The sequence below is a fragment of the Pseudoduganella danionis genome (assembly GCF_009720775.1).
In the GTDB taxonomy this organism is placed as follows: Bacteria; Pseudomonadota; Gammaproteobacteria; order Burkholderiales; family Burkholderiaceae_D; genus Rugamonas; species Rugamonas danionis.
The window spans coordinates 157,712-173,021 of the sequence record NZ_WNKW01000004.1; the positions used below are offsets into that span (position 1 = coordinate 157,712).

A 15,310-nucleotide genomic window follows, 5' to 3' on the forward strand; every position below is an offset into this window, starting at 1 on the left:
AGCCCGCCAGCACGGCGGGCGGGGCTTCAGTCGAAGCGGCGCTGCCGCTTGAACTGCTCGGTGGCCTGCACCAGCGCCTGCGAAATGCCGTACTCCATCGCGCCATGGCCGGCGTCGGCCACCATTTTCAGCACGGAACCGGGCCAGGCCTGATGCAACTGCCATGCCGTTACGGGCGGACAGATCACGTCGTAGCGGCCCTGCACGATCACTGCCGGCAGATGGGCGATACGGTCTATCTGGCGCAGCAACTGTTCCTCCGTGAAAAAGCCCAGATTGGCCATGTAATGGGCTTCCAGCCGGCCCACGCCCAGATCGAGCGCATCGGACGACGCTTCGTCCGGCTGCGGCAGCAGGAATACGCGGCGCCCTTCGAAGCGGCTCCAGGCCCGCACGGCAGGCAGGTGCACGTGGGGATCAGGGTCCATGATGCGGGTCAGATAGGCCTGCAGCAGGTCGCCGCGCTCGGCTTCGGGTATGTGGGCGATGAATTCCTCGTGGATTTCAGGATGGAACCAGCGCGCGCCATGCAGGAACCAGTCCACTTCGCGCTCGGTGCACAGGAATATGCCGCGCAGCACGAAGCCGAGGCAGCGTTCCGGATGCGCTTCGCCGTAGGCCAGCGCCAGCGTCGAACCCCACGAGCCGCCGAACACCAGCCACTGTTCGATGCCGGCCTGCACGCGCAGGCGTTCGATATCTTCGATCAGCAACTGGGTGGTGTTGCGGCGGCATTCGCCCAGCGGCAGCGATTTGCCCGCGCCACGCTGGTCGAACAGGATCACGCGGTACTTTTGCGGATCGAAAAAGCGCCGGTGCTGGGGCGACAGGCCGGCGCCAGGGCCGCCGTGCAGAAAAATCACGGGTATGCCGGCAGGATTGCCTACTTCTTCCCAGTAAATCGTGTGCAGTTCATCCACCGCCAGCATGCCGTGACGGCTAGGCGTGATAGGTGGAAACAGCGGCGTGGTCGGCTCAGTCATGGCAGTCCTTGTTCAGTAATAGCGCGATTGTAACGGCGCCGGCGCAGCCGGACTACTGTAAAGAAGTGTAATACTTGACAATATCAAATTGCCATCACTTCACAATGGCGTCCTTACCCGGGTCCATGCCCCTGCGATTGCGACGCCACAAGCGTGTGCAAGCTTATCAACATATCACTTACCAAGGATATTTCATGAAACTCACACGCACACCGGCGACTTTATTCGTGTCGCTGCTACTGCCCATCCTGAGCGCCTGCGGTGGCGGTACAAGCAGCCCCACCAGCAACACTGCCCTGAACAAGTCCGATCCCACACCCGTCCCCGGCGCGAGCTACGATGTGCGCAAAGCCGTACTGGAACTGTATGGCAAACCCCATAGCTGGACCATGAAAGGCACGGCCTGCTGCGCCAGTGGCGACGTGCTAGCCAGCCTGACACTGCAACCACGCCCGAGCGACGGCGCCAGTGTCACCTTCGGAGGCGAAGAGGTCAGCGGCACCGATATCACGCTACAACTCCAGATTCTGCTCGGCGACACCCAACCCAGCCGCAGCACCGCCCACCTGTGGTATTCCGCCAAGGGACAGCAGATGCTGCTCAACGGTCTGGTGGAAAACCGCATGGAAGTGCTCACTAGCCAGGGCAACCTGCCCACCAGTGCCATACCCGGCGAGAGCGGCGGCAATGGCGAGACTGCCACCTTCGAAACCACGGCAACTGGTCCACGCACGATCAGCACCACCAGCTATCGCTGGGAACTGAAAAAAGATAGCAGCGCCCGGGTGCTGATGTGCCTGAACAGTGTGGAAACACCGGATCCCGCCTATGCCGGCAGCAATCCGGCACTGGCCGCCAAGACCACGCGCAGCTATTGCTACGGCCTCAATGCGGACAGCACGCTGAGCGGCTACGTTACGGCCAGCCAGCATGGTTACACTAATCTGGGCTGGGACATCGCCACCCAGTAAGGCGGCCCGGGCAAAAAAAAACCAGACCTGCGGGTCTGGTTTTTTTACGCGCGAGCGCTGTTTACGACATGTGCTGGCCGCCGTTGATGGCGATGTTGGCACCGGTCACGAACGCTGCTTCATCCGACGACAGATAGGCCACCAGACCGGCCACTTCTTCCGGCTTGCCCAGACGGGCCATAGGGATCTGCGGAATGATCTTGGAGTCGAGCACTTCCTGCGGGATCTCCATCACCATCTTGGTGCCGATATAGCCCGGCGAAATGGTGTTGACGGTCACGCCTTTGCGCGCCACTTCCAGCGCCAGCGCCTTGGTGAAACCGTGCATGCCGGCCTTGGCCGCCGAATAGTTGGTCTGACCGAAAGCACCTTTCTGGCCGTTCACGGAAGAGATGTTGATGATGCGACCCCAGCCACGCTCGACCATGCCGTCGCAGACGGGTTTGGTCATGTTGAAGACGGAATCCAGATTGGTGGCCATGACGGCGTCCCAGTTCGGTTTATCCATTTTCTTGAAAGTCATGTCGCGCGTAATACCGGCGTTGTTCACCAGTACGTCGATCGGGCCGATGTCTTTCTCGATGGCAGCAATGCACGCCTGGGCGGAGTCATAATCCGCCACGTCGCACGGGTAAGCGCGGAAGTTATAGCCCTGGTCACGGGTAGTGGCCAGCCATTGTTCTGCCTTGGTATTGCCGGGGGAATACGTCGTGACGACGGTATAGCCTAGTGCCGACAGTTTGAAACATACGGCTTCACCCAGACCACCCATGCCACCGGTTACTAATGCAACTCTTGCCATTTCTCGTCCCCTCTTAAATTGACACAAAAAATCAACACAGAAAATCCGGGCTGCGGCGTAGGGGCCGCAACCCGGTGATACCTTCTATTGCTTAAGCGCGTTCGATTGCCAGCGCCACGCCCATGCCGCCGCCTATGCACAGCGAGGCCAGACCTTTTTTGGCGTCACGACGCACCATTTCGTGGATCAGCGTGACCAGAATACGGGCGCCCGATGCACCAATCGGGTGACCGATCGCGATCGCGCCGCCATTCACGTTGATCTTGCTGGTATCCCAGCCCATTTCCTTGTTCACGGCCACAGCCTGGGCAGCGAAGGCTTCGTTAATTTCCATCAGGTCCAGATCGTCTGGCGTCCAGCCGGCTTTTTTCAGGCACAGCTTGGCAGCCGTGACAGGGCCCATGCCCATGATGGCTGGGTCGATACCGGACGAAGCATAGGCTTTGACCTTGGCCAGGATAGGCAAGCCCAGTTCTTTGGCTTTGCTTTCGGACATCATGATCACGGCGGCCGCGCCATCGTTGAGGCCCGAAGCATTACCAGCCGTAACGCTGCCATCCTTGGCGAAGGCCGGACGCAGGCCGGACAGGGCTTCGATGGTGGAACCCGGTTTGATGTATTCATCGCTATCGAACACGATGCTGCCCTTCTTCTGGACGATTTCCAGCGGCAGGATTTCATCCTTGAATTTGCCGGCTTTCTGCGCGGCTTCTGCTTTCAACTGCGACTGCAGCGCGAATTCATCCTGCTCGGCGCGCGAAATGTCGTATTTCTTGGCCACGTTTTCGGCCGTGGTACCCATGTGGTACTGGTTGTACACGTCCCACAGGCCATCGACAATCATGCTGTCGGTCATCTTGAAGTCGCCCATGCGGAAACCGTCGCGCGAACCGTTCATGATGTGCGGCGAAGCGCTCATGTTTTCCTGACCACCGGCGATGACGATCTCGGCATCACCAGCCTTGATGGCTTGTGCAGCCAGATGGGTGGCCTTCAGACCGCTACCGCATACATGGTTGATGGTGAACGCTGGCACCGAGTTCGGCAGGCCAGCCTTGATCACGGCCTGACGGGCCGGATTCTGACCCACGCCGGCCGTCAGCACCTGGCCCAGTATGGCTTCGCTGACCAGATTGCCGTCCAGACCGGTTTTGGCCAGCAGGCCCTTGATGACGTGTGCGCCGAGTTCGGCAGCCGGCGTCTTGGCCAGCGAGCCACCGAATTTACCTACGCCAGTACGGCCAGCGGCCACGATAACTACATCATTCATTTGATTCTCCAATGTGCCGGCAGCAGCCAGCGAGGTTGAGCAACATCATGAGCAAACAGCAAGAGCCAAAAACATGAACTTTTATCATACGCCCCAGCGCCACCATCGTGCAGGGTTTCGATGTTGCGGCGCCGCGAGAAATACCGGAATCTGTCTAGCTCTTCTCAAGCAGCAAGCATGCCAAGATCACCACGTCATCCATCGTAAGCGCGCGATAACGCGCATTCCTTGAGACGCATCAAGCATTTCTGAAATATTTTGAATAATCGCTAACTTTTTGTCACGATAATAATTTGATACCGTCCAGCGAGCTCGCGCACTGTTCGCGTATCACATGGACGAAATCGCGCACATAGGCCTTGTGCTGCTGGGCGGGCGGAACCGACACGAACAGGTCGCTCCACAGGCCGGCCTCGCCGATGGGGCGGGCGATCACGTAGTCGTAATCGACGTAATTCTTGATGGCCCAGTTAGGCAGTGCCGCGATGCCGCGCCGGCTGGCCACTAGTTGCAGTACGGCCACCGTCAGTTCGGCCGTGCGGCGCTCCACTTGGATACCGGCCGGTTTCAGCACTTCGCGGATCAGGTCTATACGCTGCTCGGGCACGGGATAGGTGATCAGGGTTTCACCTTTGAAATCAGCCGCCTGCAGGCGGCGCTGGGCTGCCAGCCGGTGCTTCTGCGCCATCACCACCAGAATTTCGAAACGGAACAGGGGGAAGGTGGCAAATTCGGTGCCGTAATTCGAACCTATCACCAGATCGGCGGCGCCAGTGCGCAGCAGGTCGGCCGGTTCACTGTGGAAGCCCGACACCAGATCGATTTCCACATCGGGCCAGCGGCGGCGGAATTCATCCATCACCGGCATCAGCCAGTCGAAGCAGGTATGGCATTCGAGGACCACGCGTAGCTGGCCCGTATCCCCTTGCGTCAGGCGGGCCACATCACGCTCGGCCAGTTCGATTTCGGGCAACAGCAGATCGGCCAGTTGCAACAGCCGGGCCCCCGTGGCCGTAAAGCTGATCGGTACCGATTTGCGCTCAAACAACGGTCCCTCGTAGCGATCTTCCAGCAACTTGATCTGATGTGACAAAGCAGACTGGGTCAGGTTCAGCAACTGTGCTGCACGGACCAGGCTGCCAGCCGAACGCAGCGCACTCAGGGTGCGTAAGTGTCGAAGTTCTAGCATGGTCTATTAGAAATATTCATGTTAAGCCGCAAAATCTTTCGTTTTTATTATAGACCGGAATGCCGCACACTTTAGCGCACCAATATGAAATGCTTATGACAACATTATGCAAACTACTTTCAATACCTCTACCATCCTCAGCCACGTCCCCGGCTATCCGCGCATGGGCGCCGCGCGCGAACTCAAATTTGCCCTCGAGCGCCACTGGCGCGGCGAGATCGACGAAGCGGCCCTACAGGCCGTAGGCCGCGAGCTGCGCGCGCGCCACTGGGAGGAACAGCGATTAGCCGGGCTCGATTTCGTCAGCGTGGGCGATTTCGCCTACTACGATCAAGTGGCCAACCACATCCAGCTACTCGGCTGCGAACCGGCGCGCTACGGCTTCAGTCCCCAGCAGTCTGAACTGAGCCGCTATTTCCGCATGGCGCGCGGCGCCGCGACGGCCACGACCGCAACAGCCGGTGCCGCCCAAGCCGAGGGGCACAGCAGCGGCTGTGGCCACGGCCAGTGCCAGCATGAACAGCCGGACGGCGCGCCCGCTGCCGACGCAGCGCTGGAAATGAGCAAATGGTTCGACACCAACTACCACTATCTGCTGCCCGAATTCAGCGCCGAGACGAGCTTTGCGCTGGCCAGCCAGCGCCTGTTCGATGAAGTGGAAGAAGCGCAGGCACTCGGCCATCCCGTCAAGGCTGTGCTGCTGGGTCCGCTCAGCTTCCTGTGGCTGGGCAAAGTCCGCAGCGCACAGCCATTCGAGCGGCTCGAACTGCTGGAACGCCTGCTGCCCGTATACGGTGCCCTGCTCAGCCGCCTCAAGCAGCAGGGTGTGAGCTGGGTGCAGATCGACGAACCCATCCTCGGCTTAGACCTGCCGCCGGCCTGGCGCAGTGCCTTCGAAACGGCCTACTGGCAGCTCAATCAGGCCGGCGCCCAGCTGCTGCTGGCCACCTATTTCTCGCCGCTGGAAGAAAACCTCAGTCTGGCCTGCCGCCTGCCCGTGGCCGGACTGCATGTGGACGGCGTGCGCGCGGCGCACGAACTGATCAGCATTGCCGACTGGCTGCCCGTGCATAAAGTGCTGTCGGTTGGCATCGTGGATGGCCGCAACATCTGGCGCTGCGACCTCGATGCCGCGCTGGCCCTGCTGCAACCGCTGCTGGCCAAACGCCAGGGCAAGCTGTGGCTGTCGACCTCCTGCTCGCTGCTGCACGTGCCCTACACGCTGGCTGCCGAAGCGCACCTGGACCCGGAAGTACGGCCATGGCTGGCGTTTGCCCACGAAAAACTGGCGGAACTGGCCGTGCTCAAGCAAGCTCTGCAAGGCGCTGCCGATCCGACCGCGCTGGCCGCATCACGCACCGCACAGGCCAGCCGCGCCCACAGCCTGCGCCTGCACCAGCCCGAATTGCGCGCCCGTCTGGCCGCCCTGCCGGCCAACGCCGACCAGCGCCCCTCGCCGTTTGCGCTGCGCCAGCCGCAGCAGCAAGCCAGGCTGCAACTGCCGGCCTTCCCGACCACCACCATAGGCTCCTTCCCGCAAACGCCAGCCATCCGCGCCGCCCGCGCTGCCTACAAGCGCGGCGAACTCGATGGCGCGACCTATGCGCAACGCATGCGCGCCGAAATCGCCGACGCCGTGCAGCGGCAGGAAGCGCTGGGGCTGGACGTGCTCGTGCACGGCGAAGCGGAACGCAACGATATGGTGGAATATTTCGGCGAACAACTGGAAGGTTTCCTGTTCAGCAGCCATGGCTGGGTGCAATCCTACGGTTCGCGCTGCGTCAAACCGCCCATTCTGTTCGGCGATGTGCGCCGCCCGCAAGCGATGACGGTGGACTGGACGGTGTACACCCAGAGCCTCACGGACAAGCCCGTGAAAGGCATGCTGACGGGCCCCGTCACCATCCTGCAATGGTCGTTCGTGCGCGAGGACCAGCCGCGCCGCGATACCGCGCTGCAGCTGGCACTGGCGATCCGCGACGAAGTGGCCGATCTGCAGCAGGCCGGCATTGCCATCATCCAGATCGATGAACCGGCCGTACGCGAAGGCTTGCCGCTGCGGCGCAGCCGCTGGGATGCCTATCTGGACTGGGCCACCCGCGCCTTCCGCATTGCCGCCAGCGCAGCGGCCGACGCGACCCAGATCCATACCCATATCTGCTATGCGGAGTTCAATGAAATCCTGCCCCAGATCGCTGCCATGGATGCCGATGTGATCACCATCGAAACCAGCCGTTCCGATGCAGAATTGCTGCAGGCACTGCGCCGCTTCCCCTACCCTAACCAGATCGGTCCCGGGGTGTACGACATCCACAGCCCGCGCGTACCGGCGCAAGCGGAAATGGTGAGCCTGCTGCAGCGCGCGGCCAGTGTGGTGCCCGCCGCCCAGTTGTGGGTGAATCCTGATTGCGGCCTGAAAACGCGCGGCTGGAGCGAGACGGAAAGCGCACTGCGCAACATGGTGGCGGCGGCACGCCAGCTACGCGCCGAGCTGGCGCCGGCCTGATCCGGCCTGTTCAGGCGGCGGCCACACGGCACGGCCGCGCAACGCGGCCGTCGTTACGCGGCTAGCGGCCCAGCCCGCCCGGATCGCCATCATCCGGGCGGATCGCGCTGAAAGCCGCGCATTTGCTGGCCTTGCCCTCCCCAGCGGCCGTTTTCCACAGTAGAATGCTGGAGCCCACGCGGGCTTAACCTCATCACTGTGTCGCCCATGTCCAAGAGCCAGTTTCAAAAGCCCATAGAAATCAAGATTTCCACTGTCGTCGCCGTGTCCGCCATACTGGCCACTTCCGACCGTCTGGCGCTCGACGCCGCCATGGCCGAAATGACCGGCGGTAGCACCGACTTTTTCGAAGATGATCTGGCCGTGATCGACGTCGGCGCGCTGCCGGCCGGCGGCGCAGACATCGACTGGGGCGGCCTGATCGCCCTGCTCAAGAAATACCGCCTGAATCCTGTCGCCGTGCGCAATGCTGCGCCGGAAATGGGCGGCGCGATTGCCGCCCACGGCCTGAGCCTGGAAACGGCCGCGCCCCAGCGCAGCGAAGCGGAAGCGCCTAAAAAAGTGGCAGCTGCACCGGCGCCAGCGCCAGCACCTGCGCCCGTGCCGGCCGCCAGCGAAGCCATCCCCGGCGGTGCGCGCGTGATGATTATCGACACCCCGGTACGGGCCGGCCAGCGCATCTATGCGCGCGGCTGCGATCTGGTGATTACGGCGGTGGTCAACAATGGCGCGGAAATCATTGCCGACGGCAGCATCCACGTCTACAACACTTTGAACGGTCGCGCGCTGGCCGGCGCTTCGGGCAACCCCGACGCACGTATCTTTGCTATGGGCATGGCGCCGGAGTTAGTCTCCATTGCCGGCGTTTACCGCACATTTGAAGACGGTTTCCCCGCTGAATATGCACGCACGCCTGCGCAAATTCGCCTCAACGGCGACCGAATCGATATACTATCTGTCAATTCAGCAACCCGCGCCTAAGCACGCGCTGGCGTATCCACTCTCTGAAAAGGAATTTTTGTGGCGAGAATTATTGTTGTAACGTCCGGCAAGGGCGGTGTCGGTAAAACGACTTCCAGCGCCAGCTTCTCCACCGGTCTGGCCATGCGCGGCCACAAGACTGCCGTGATCGACTTCGACGTCGGTCTGCGTAACCTCGACCTGATCATGGGCTGCGAGCGCCGTGTGGTGTACGACCTGATCAATGTGATCAATAAAGAGGCAACCCTGACCCAGGCCCTGATCAAGGACAAGCATTGCGACAACCTGTTCATCCTGCCGGCGTCGCAAACGCGCGACAAGGATGCGCTGTCGGAAGACGGCGTGGAAGCCGTACTGGCCGAACTGATCACCATGGGCTTCGAGTTCATCATCTGCGATTCGCCGGCCGGTATCGAGCACGGCGCGCTGATGGCGCTGACCTTCGCCGACGAAGCCATCATCGTGACCAATCCGGAAGTATCGTCGGTACGCGATTCGGACCGTATTCTGGGCATCATCCAGGCCAAATCGCGCCGCGCCCAGACTGGCGGCGAACCCGTCAAGGAACACCTGCTGATTACGCGCTACTCGCCAAAACGCGTCGAAGCGGACGAAATGCTGTCCTACGAAGATGTGCAGGAAATACTGCGCATACCGTTGATCGGCATCATTCCTGAATCGGAATCGGTCCTGCACGCTTCGAATCAGGGTAATCCGGCCATCCATTTCAAAGGTACTGATGTAGCGGAAGCTTATGAAGACGTGGTATCGCGCTTCCTCGGCCAGGAATTGCCGTTGCGCTTCACCACCTATGAAAAGCCCGGCCTGCTTCAGCGTATTTTCGGGAGCAAGTAATCATGGCACTGCTTTCCTTCCTGTTCCCGCAAAAACCGAAAACCGCCACGGCGGCCAAGGAGCGGTTACAGATCATCATCGCCCGTGAACGCAATGGCCGTGCCGGTCCGGACTTCCTGCCGGCCCTGCATAAAGAGCTGATCGACGTGATTTCCAAGTACACCAAGGTGAACGCGGACGACATCAAGATTTCGCTCGACCGCCAGGGCAACCTGGAAGTTCTGGACGTCAACGTGGTACTGCCGGACGCTTAAGTCCGCGCTACACCCGCTAGGGACGGCCGGCACCGGCCGTCACCAGTTGCTGCGCCACCGCCGCACAGGCTTCCACATGCTGGTTGCCGATGTGGCGGAATACGGCAAAGCCTATCCCCGCCGACGCCAGTTGCCCCGCCAGCGGCACCAGTTTGCCAGCCTGACGCGCCACCAGTTTCACTCCGCTACGCTGCAGCAGCGGCACCAGCAGTTCCCGCGTAATCAGTTTCCCGACCAGCATACCGCCCACACCGACCGCCGCTTCGTAAGCCAGCATGCGGTATTCGGGCTGCAAGCCTTCGATCTGGGCCGGGGTCAGGCCGAATGCCTGATTAATATCATCGATCAGGCGGGTGAACAGGTGCAGGTCCGAAACCACGTCCAGTCCCGGCACGGGGATGGCGGCCACGCCGGCTGAAAGCAGGGCACGCCGTTTCACCAGTCGGCGGCATTGCTGGCGCAACTGCGCCACCTGGTCCGGCGTGGCACGCGCGAGCGGCCATGTTTGCTGTTGCTGTGCTGTCATGCTGACTCCGGAGCGCTGAACTAGCAGCACCATTCTGTTTCTGATTTACAACTTTCTCATTGAAAACCATCTTTTTCCAGTGTACCTTGTATTCATCGTGTCCGCGCACGCGCTACGGCGATCACTTTCTATCAAGAAAAAAGTGATTCTCTGATGAAAAAAATTCAGCCAGTTTGACCAGTTTTTTTTTGAATCCCTGTTATATTCCGAGTGACTATCGCTCAATTTTTTCCCAACAGGCAGCCGGATGAGAATCGCCGTACTCGACAATGACCGCAGCCAGTCCGACCTGATCTGCCAGGTGCTGGGCTCGGTCGGCCATACCTGCCACGGCTACCAGAATGCCAAAGACACGCTGCTGCACCTGCGCAAGGATAGCTACGACATGCTGATTCTCGACTGGCAGGTGGTGGATCTGGGTGCGGCCGAAGTGCTGCGCCGGGCGCGCGAAAAACTGCCCGATGCAGCCCCCGTGATGTTTCTCACCACCAGCTCGGGCGAAGACGATATCGTGGCCGGCCTCGATGCGGGCGCCGACGATTACATGATCAAACCGCTGCGCCGTGGCGAACTGGTGGCGCGCGTGCAAGCTTTGCTGCGGCGCGCCTATCCGGCCCAGAACGGCGCCGAACAGCTGCAATTCGGCCAGTATCTGTTCGAAACCCGGCCCGGCCGCCTGCTCATGGAAGGTGCCGTGCTGGACGTGACGCAGAAGGAATTCGCGCTCGCGCTGTTATTTTTCCGCAACATTGGCCGGCCTTTGTCGCGCGCGTATATCCATGAAGCCGTGTGGGTCAAGGAAAGCGCCGTGCCTTCGCGCACCATGGATACCCATGTTTCGCGCGTGCGCAATAAACTGGCTCTGAAACCGGAAAACGGCTACCGCCTCGTGCCCGTCTACAGCTATGGCTACCGGCTGGAGAAACTGGGCGGCTAGTGCCGCCGGGCGCGCTAAGATCAGCTCCTAGCCACTACACGGTATAATGTCCGGTAAATCAACATTCGGATCTGCAATGCAGCTGCTTGCCGTCGGCCTCAACCACCATACCGCCCCTGTCGCCCTGCGCGAACGGCTGGCGTTCGCACCAGACCAGCTTGGTCCTGCCGTGCGTTCGGCCCGTGCGTGGTTCGAGCGGCTGGACCAGCGCGGCAGCGATGAAGCGGCGATTTTGTCGACCTGCAACCGCACCGAACTGTATGCGGCCAGCCATGCGCCCGATCCGCTCGATGCCGGTGCCCAGTTCCTGGCCGATTTCCACAAAGTTAATTACGGCGAACTGCGCCCCCACCTGTACATGCTGCCCCAGCACGATGCCGTGCGCCACACTTTCCGCGTGGCTTCGGGGCTGGACTCGATGGTACTGGGCGAAACCCAGATTCTGGGTCAAATCAAGGATGCCATCCGTACGGCCGACGAAGCCGGTGGGCTGGGCACCTATCTGCACCAGCTATTCCAGCGCAGCTTCTCGGTCGCCAAGGAAGTGCGCAGCACCACGGAAATCGGCGCCCACAGCGTGTCCATGGCGGCCGCTGCCGTACGCCTGTCCCAGCGCATCTTCGACAAGATTTCAGAACAGAATGTACTGTTCATCGGTGCCGGCGAAATGATAGAACTGTGCGCCACCCACTTTGCCGCGCAAAATCCGCGCAGCATCACGGTGGCCAACCGCACGCTCGAACGCGGTGAACAACTGGCGCACCGCTACGGCGGGCAAGCCATCCGTCTGGCCGAACTGCAGGACAAGCTGCACCTGTACGACATCGTGATTTCCTGCACGGCTTCCTCGCTACCCCTGATCGGTCTGGGCATGGTGGAACGCGCCATCAAGGCGCGGCGCCACAAGCCCATCTTCATGGTCGATCTGGCCGTGCCGCGCGATATCGAACCGGAAGTGGGCCGCCTCAACGACGCCTTCCTGTACACGGTGGACGATCTGGGCAAGGTGGTGCAGACGGGTCTGGAAAACCGTCAGGCGGCCGTGGCACAGGCCGAAGCCATCATCGAAACCCGCGTGCAATCGTTCATGCACTGGATCGATGACCGTGCGGTCGTGCCCGTGATCCAGAGCCTGCACGAAAACGGCGAAGCGCTGCGCCAGCTCGAACTCGAACGCGCGCGCCGCATGCTGGCCAAAGGCGAGGATATCGACGCCGTACTGGAAGCCCTGTCCAAAGGCCTCACGGCCAAGTTCATGCACGGCCCGCAGCAGGCGCTGCACCGTGCCCACGGCGAAGAACGCGCCCATCTGGCCGCCCTGCTGCCCCAGTTGTTCCGCGGCCGCCGTTAGCGCACCTGCGCGATCACTGTATTGCACGGCTGCCCGCTATGGCGGCACCGGGACTTCACACTGCTACCCCAACTTACGAATTCGCTATGAAACCCTCCATGCTGGCCAAGCTCGATCAACTGGCAAACCGCCTGACCGAGCTCGATGAATTGCTGATGTCCGAAGGCGCCACCAACAATATGGACGCCTACCGCAAGATGACGCGCGAACACGCGGAACTCGGTCCGCTGGTGGCGCTCTACCACGACTACCAGCAGGCGCTCGGCGATATCGCCACGGCGCAGGAAATGCTGTCCGATCCCGACATGAAAGAGTTCGCCCAGGACGAAATCGATGCGGCCAAAGCCCGTCTGGCCGAGCTGGAACTGGAACTGCAGAAAATGCTGCTGCCCAAGGATGCGAATGACGAGCGCAACATCTTCCTCGAAATCCGTGCCGGCACGGGCGGCGACGAATCGGCCCTGTTTGCGGGCGACCTGCTGCGCATGTACACGCGCTTTGCCGAACGCAACCGCTGGCAAGTGGAAGTGGTGTCCGAGTCGCCATCCGATCTGGGCGGCTACCGCGAAGTCATCGTGCGGCTGGTCGGCAACAGCGTGTATTCCAAACTCAAGTTCGAATCAGGCGGCCACCGCGTGCAGCGCGTGCCGGCCACCGAAACCCAGGGCCGCATCCACACGTCTGCCTGCACGGTGGCGGTGATGCCGGAAGCGGACGAAGTGGAAGACGTCAACATCAATCCGGCCGACCTGCGCATCGATACCTTCCGCGCTTCGGGCGCCGGTGGTCAGCACATCAACAAAACCGATTCGGCCGTGCGGATTACCCACCTGCCGACCGGCATCGTGGTGGAGTGCCAGGATGACCGCTCGCAGCACAAGAACAAGGCGCAAGCGCTCAAAGTGTTGGCTGCACGCATCAAAGACGTGCAACTGCGCGAACAGCAATCGAAGGAAGCGGCCACCCGCAAGAGCCTGATCGGCTCGGGCGACCGCAGCGAACGTATCCGCACCTACAACTACCCGCAAGGCCGCATGACGGACCACCGCATCAATCTGACAATGTACAAGCTGGATTTCATCATGGATGGCGACCTGACCGAACTGACCAATGCGCTGGCCGCAGAACATCAGGCCGAACAGCTAGCCGCGCTCGGCGACTGATCACCCAGCCTGCCAGCCGTCTATCTTCGTAAGCAAGAAATAAGGCGGAATTGGCAACTCTGTGCGAGAATCATTCATACTATATTTGAACCCTCAACCGGATTTATTTATGAACCCATCGCGTACACCGTTGCTGCTTATTTCCGCCATCAGTTTCGCCATGCTGGCCGTCGCGCTGATCCTGCAGCACGTACTGGATATGCTGCCTTGCCCGCTGTGCGTGATCCAGCGCTATCTGTTCCTCGCCATCGGCATCGTCACGCTGGTGGGCGCCTACCGCAAGCCGGTGTTCTACACGGGCCTGGGCCTGCTGGGCGCGCTCGGTGGTCTGGGCACGGCTGGCAAACATCTGTACGTGCTGGCCCATCCGGGCCTGTCCTGCGGCATCGATCCGATGGAAACCGTGCTCAATAAACTGCCGGCTGCCACCTATCTGCCTTTCCTGTTCCGCGCGGACGGCCTGTGCGAAGACGCCACCGCGCCTTTCCTCGGCCTGTCCATCCCGCAGTGGTCCTTCCTTGGCTTTGCCGCCGTCACGCTGGCACTGGGCTGGGTGTTGCTGCGCCGCCGTCACGCATGATACGCAGTACGGACGAGATAAGCGCCGGCCTCAGCCTGGCCGCTGCACAGGTTCAGGCGCTGCTCGATCCGCTCGACAACCGCATACTGCTGTGCCACGCACTCAATCTGAGCCGGGTCAGCCTGATTACTCAGTCCGAGCGCGCGCTGAACGCCGAGGAAGCGGCGCGCTATGGCGCGCTGGTGCAGCGCCGCCTGCGCGGCGAACCGGTGGCCTACATCGTCGGCCAGCGCGAATTCTTCGGCCTGCCGTTCGAAGTCAGCAGCGCCGTGCTGATCCCCCGTCCCGATACCGAACTGCTGGTGGAGTTGGCGCTCGAACGTTTGCCGCCGCAAGGCCGCGTGCTCGACATGGGCACCGGCAGCGGCGCCATCGCCGTGGCGATCGCCCATAGCCGCAAGGATGCGGCCGTGACCGCGCTGGATGTCAGCGCCGAGGCGCTGGAAGTGGCCGGCCGCAATGCGGCGCACAACCATTGCCACATCAATTTTTTGCGCAGTGACTGGTTTGCCGCTCTGGCGCACCAGCCGCGCTACGATCTGATCGTCTCCAACCCGCCGTATATCGCCAGTGGCGACCGCCATCTGGGCGAGGGCGACCTGCGTTTCGAACCGAGCGGTGCCCTGACCGATTTTGCCGATGGTCTGACGGCACTGCGCACCATCATCGCCGGTGCCACCCAGCACCTGCATGACGGTTGCTGGCTGCTGCTCGAACACGGCTACGACCAGGCCGAGGCCGTACGCGCCTGCCTGACCCAGCACGGCTATTTCGAGGTGCAGAGCTGGCAGGATCTGGCCGGCATAGCCCGCGTCAGCGGCGGCCGGCTGGCCATGCCCGCCCTTTCTGCCTGAGCCGCGCGCATTTGATACACTAGCCAGCGGATTGCGCACGACCCGCGCACTGCCCCGAAATGGGGCGCTTGCCAACACGATTTCGCGT

15 protein-coding genes are annotated in these 15,310 nt (G+C 61.6%); 10 read left to right on the forward strand and 5 right to left on the reverse strand.

Annotation, left to right across the window (positions count from 1 at the left end; all coding sequences use genetic code 11):
• Nucleotides 1-26: 26 nt before the first annotated feature.
• A complete protein-coding gene (gene pip / locus GM655_RS15140) occupies nucleotides 27-983 on the reverse strand; it encodes a prolyl aminopeptidase (protein ID WP_155435518.1) in 957 nt (318 codons plus the stop codon).
• Between the two features lie 194 nt (nucleotides 984-1,177).
• On the opposite strand from pip, the gene GM655_RS15145 reads away from it, so the two are divergent.
• Nucleotides 1,178-1,954, forward strand: a complete 777-nt coding sequence (locus GM655_RS15145; protein ID WP_155435519.1) for a hypothetical protein — start codon at nucleotides 1,178-1,180, stop codon at nucleotides 1,952-1,954.
• Between the two features lie 61 nt (nucleotides 1,955-2,015).
• On the opposite strand, the gene phbB is transcribed toward GM655_RS15145, so the two are convergent.
• From phbB to GM655_RS15160, 3 genes are all read right to left on the reverse strand, one after another.
• On the reverse strand, nucleotides 2,016-2,756 hold the full coding sequence (phbB, locus tag GM655_RS15150; RefSeq protein WP_155435520.1) for an acetoacetyl-CoA reductase: 741 nt from the start codon (nucleotides 2,754-2,756) through the stop codon (nucleotides 2,016-2,018).
• Between the two features lie 91 nt (nucleotides 2,757-2,847).
• Complete coding sequence (locus GM655_RS15155; protein WP_155435521.1) at nucleotides 2,848-4,026, reverse strand: acetyl-CoA C-acetyltransferase; 1,179 nt, start codon at nucleotides 4,024-4,026, stop codon at nucleotides 2,848-2,850.
• A gap of 280 nt (nucleotides 4,027-4,306) precedes the next feature.
• Nucleotides 4,307-5,215 carry a LysR family transcriptional regulator gene (locus tag GM655_RS15160; protein WP_155435522.1) on the reverse strand — a complete coding sequence of 303 codons (909 nt, stop codon included), beginning with the start codon at nucleotides 5,213-5,215 and terminating at the stop codon, nucleotides 4,307-4,309.
• Nucleotides 5,216-5,321: 106 nt separating this feature from the next.
• Between GM655_RS15160 and metE the strand changes: the two genes are divergently transcribed.
• From metE to minE, 4 genes are all read left to right on the forward strand, one after another.
• Entirely contained in the window at nucleotides 5,322-7,721 is a 2,400-nt protein-coding gene (gene metE, locus GM655_RS15165; protein ID WP_155435523.1) for a 5-methyltetrahydropteroyltriglutamate--homocysteine S-methyltransferase, read from the forward strand.
• Between the two features lie 207 nt (nucleotides 7,722-7,928).
• Nucleotides 7,929-8,702, forward strand: a complete 774-nt coding sequence (gene minC / locus GM655_RS15170; RefSeq protein WP_155435524.1) for a septum site-determining protein MinC — start codon at nucleotides 7,929-7,931, stop codon at nucleotides 8,700-8,702.
• A gap of 39 nt (nucleotides 8,703-8,741) precedes the next feature.
• Nucleotides 8,742-9,557: a septum site-determining protein MinD gene (minD, locus tag GM655_RS15175; RefSeq protein ID WP_161035880.1), complete on the forward strand. Its 816-nt coding sequence runs from the start codon at nucleotides 8,742-8,744 to the stop codon at nucleotides 9,555-9,557.
• Between the two features lie 2 nt (nucleotides 9,558-9,559).
• Nucleotides 9,560-9,811: a cell division topological specificity factor MinE gene (minE, locus tag GM655_RS15180; protein WP_155435525.1), complete on the forward strand. Its 252-nt coding sequence runs from the start codon at nucleotides 9,560-9,562 to the stop codon at nucleotides 9,809-9,811.
• Between the two features lie 16 nt (nucleotides 9,812-9,827).
• Here the strand turns inward: minE and GM655_RS15185 are convergent, their stop codons facing one another.
• Complete coding sequence (locus GM655_RS15185) at nucleotides 9,828-10,337, reverse strand: DUF697 domain-containing protein (protein ID WP_155435526.1); 510 nt, start codon at nucleotides 10,335-10,337, stop codon at nucleotides 9,828-9,830.
• A 247-nt stretch (nucleotides 10,338-10,584) separates the two neighbouring features.
• On the opposite strand from GM655_RS15185, the gene GM655_RS15190 reads away from it, so the two are divergent.
• The 5 genes from GM655_RS15190 to prmC all read left to right on the forward strand — a co-directional run bounded on the left by GM655_RS15190 (nucleotide 10,585) and on the right by prmC (nucleotide 15,222).
• Complete coding sequence (locus GM655_RS15190) at nucleotides 10,585-11,274, forward strand: response regulator transcription factor (RefSeq protein WP_155435527.1); 690 nt, start codon at nucleotides 10,585-10,587, stop codon at nucleotides 11,272-11,274.
• Between the two features lie 76 nt (nucleotides 11,275-11,350).
• The gene (gene hemA / locus GM655_RS15195) at nucleotides 11,351-12,625 is read left to right on the forward strand and encodes a glutamyl-tRNA reductase (protein ID WP_155435528.1); all 1,275 of its coding nucleotides are present in this window, start codon (nucleotides 11,351-11,353) and stop codon (nucleotides 12,623-12,625) included.
• 86 nt (nucleotides 12,626-12,711) lie between these two features.
• Nucleotides 12,712-13,788 (forward strand): peptide chain release factor 1, encoded by a 1,077-nt coding sequence (prfA, locus tag GM655_RS15200; protein WP_155435529.1) that lies wholly within the window; start codon nucleotides 12,712-12,714, stop codon nucleotides 13,786-13,788.
• Nucleotides 13,789-13,897: 109 nt separating this feature from the next.
• Nucleotides 13,898-14,368, forward strand: a complete 471-nt coding sequence (locus GM655_RS15205; protein WP_155435530.1) for a disulfide bond formation protein B — start codon at nucleotides 13,898-13,900, stop codon at nucleotides 14,366-14,368.
• Nucleotides 14,365-15,222 (forward strand): peptide chain release factor N(5)-glutamine methyltransferase, encoded by an 858-nt coding sequence (gene prmC, locus GM655_RS15210; protein WP_155435531.1) that lies wholly within the window; start codon nucleotides 14,365-14,367, stop codon nucleotides 15,220-15,222. The genes GM655_RS15205 and prmC overlap by 4 nt, the downstream gene beginning before the upstream one ends.
• Nucleotides 15,223-15,310 lie beyond the last annotated feature (88 nt).